This is a genomic window from Tistlia sp., assembly GCF_040905785.1.
In the GTDB taxonomy this organism is placed as follows: domain Bacteria; phylum Pseudomonadota; class Alphaproteobacteria; order Kiloniellales; family DSM-21159; genus Tistlia.
Genome location: NZ_JBBDQW010000076.1, coordinates 4,090 through 6,406, shown reverse-complemented (window position 1 = coordinate 6,406; position 2,317 = coordinate 4,090). Strand labels below are relative to the sequence as shown.

General features: G+C 71.9%; 3 protein-coding genes. All 3 read right to left on the bottom strand.

Annotation, left to right across the window (positions count from 1 at the left end):
* The coding region (locus WD341_RS17930) for a PAS domain-containing protein (RefSeq protein ID WP_368426858.1) at positions 1-398 on the bottom strand (398 nt) is incomplete at its 3' end.
* Between the two features lie 105 nt (positions 399-503).
* Positions 504-1,601 (bottom strand): redox-regulated ATPase YchF, encoded by a 1,098-nt coding sequence (ychF, locus tag WD341_RS17925; RefSeq protein ID WP_368426857.1) that lies wholly within the window; start codon positions 1,599-1,601, stop codon positions 504-506.
* A 3-nt stretch (positions 1,602-1,604) separates the two neighbouring features.
* On the bottom strand, positions 1,605-2,317 hold a 713-nt coding region (pth, locus tag WD341_RS17920), incomplete at its 5' end, for an aminoacyl-tRNA hydrolase (RefSeq protein ID WP_368426856.1).

Below are 2,317 nucleotides of genomic sequence, written 5' to 3'. Positions count from 1 at the left end.
CCGGTCTCGGCGAGCACGGCACGGAAGCGCTCGGGCGCGCCGATGGTCATGTACTTGACCGGCTGGTGGGGCAGGGCGTAGCCGCACAGCAGCGCCTTCTCGGGGCCGGTGCCGACCCGCTCGATGGCGATCTCGACCGGCGGCACGCGGCGTCCGGCGTCGAGACGCTGCAGCAGCTGCCCGACCAGGGGGCGGTGCTCCGGGGTCAGCTGGGCGACCAGCGACCGGCCCATCAGGCTCGCCTCGTCCAATCCGAAGAACCGGCGGCAGGCACCGGCGACGAAGGCGATGCGGCCCTCGGCGTCCAGCTCGATCAGCAGGTCGGCCATGGCGAAGGAGAACGCCAGGAAGCGCTCGCGCTGCAGCTTCATGACCTCGATGGCGGGCGGCTTCGACATGGCGTTCCTGCAGCCTCCTCCTGTCCCCGGCACTCTGACCCCCGACGGCTTAAGTCCAGGTAAAGAACTCAGGCCCAGGTTGTGGAAAATCCGGCCGGGCCGGCTTCAGACGTTGAAGCGGAAATGGAACACGTCCCCGTCCTTGACCGGATACTCCTTGCCTTCGGCGCGCATCCTGCCGGCGTCCTTGGCGGCCTGCTCGCCGCCCAGGGCGACGAAGTCGTCGTAGGCGATGGTCTCGGCGCGGATGAAGCCGCGCTCGAAGTCGCTGTGGATCACGCCGGCGGCCTCCGGCGCCTTGGCGCCGGCGCGCACGGTCCAGGCCCGCGTCTCCTTCGGCCCCGCGGTGAAGAAGGTGATCAGGTCGAGCAGGCGGTAGCCCTCCCGGATCAGGCGGGCGAGGCCGGTCTCGCGAAGGCCCAGCGATTCCAGGTACTCGCGCTTCTCCGCCGGGTCGCCCAGGCTCGCGACCTCGGCCTCGATCGCCGCAGAGATGACGACGAAGCCGGCGCCCTCGGCCTCCGCCATGAGCCGGACCTGCTCGGACAGCGCGTTGCCGGTCGCCGCCGCCGCCTCCTCGACGTTGGCAACGTAGAGGACCGGCTTGGCGCTGAGCAGGCTGAGGGCGTCGAAGGTCGGCTTCTGGTCGGCGGCGACCTGGACGGTGCGGGCCGGCCGGCCGGCCCGCAGGGCCTCGGCGACCGGCTGCAGGACGGCCAGGCGCCGCTGCGCCTCCTTGTCGCCGATCTTGGCGCGCTTGGCGGCGCCGTCGAGCTGCCGCTCGATGCTGTCCATGTCGGCGATCATCAGCTCCATCTCCACGGTCTCTGCGTCGCGCAGGGGGGCGACCGAGCCCTCGACGTGGGTGACCTCGCCCTCGAAGCAGCGCAGCACGTGGACGATGGCGTCGACCTCGCGGATGTTGGCCAGGAACTGGTTGCCCAGGCCTTCGCCCTTGCTGGCGCCGCGCACCAGCCCGGCGATGTCGACGAACTCGAGCTGGGTCGGCAGGATCTTCTGGGACTTGGCGATGGCGGCGATCCGGTCGAGCCGCTCGTCAGGCACGGCGACGCGGCCGACGTTCGGTTCGATCGTGCAGAAGGGATAGTTCGCCGCCTCGGCGGCGGCGGTCTCGGTGAGCGCGTTGAAGAGGGTCGACTTGCCGACGTTCGGCAGGCCGACGATGCCGCATTTGAAGCCCATGGATCAGTCCTTGTTCTCGAACCGCTCGCGCGCCTGGCGCAGGGCCCGCGCGAGCAGGCCCTCGGCGCCGCGCCCGGCGCTCGCGCTCGGCGCCGGTGTCGAAGGGGGAGCCTGTGTCGGGGTAGGTGTCGGGGCCGGCCCTCGGGTTGGCGTCGGTGCGACGCCCGCCGGGGCGGGCGAGTCGAGGGGCGTTTCGGGGGGCGATTCGGGGCGCGCGGCGGCCGCGGGCTTCGGCTTGCGCGGCTTGGGCGGCGTGACCGCCTGGTTGACCTTGCTCATGAAGCTGGCGTCTGCCTTCTCGCTGTTGGCGGCGAGCAGCGGCGCCTCGGCGGCGACGGCCTCCTGCAGCCGCTCCAGCCAGTCGGCGTCGGCCTTGGCGAAGTCAGAGAGCACCCAGCCGTGGACCCGCTCCTTGTCGCCCGGGTGGCCGATGCCCAGGCGCACGCGCCGGAAGTAGGGGCCGATGTGGCTGGCGATCGAGCGCAGGCCGTTGTGGCCGGCGGCGCCGCCGCCCGCCTTCAGCTTGACCTTGCCGGGCGCCAGGTCGAGCTCGTCGTGGAGCACGACGACGTCCTGCGGCTCGATCTTGTAGAACCGGCAGGCCTCGCCGACCGCGCGGCCGGACTCGTTCATGTAGGTCAGCGGCTTGAGGGCGAGCGTCTTGACGCCCTCGAGCTGGCCCTCGGCGACCTCGCCCTGGAAGCGCCGGCCCGCCC

Coding starts and splice junctions, on each gene's coding strand:
- ychF (WP_368426857.1), bottom strand. CDS start 1,601: ATGGGCTTCAAATGCGGCATCGTCGGCCTGCCGAACGTCGGCAAGTCG.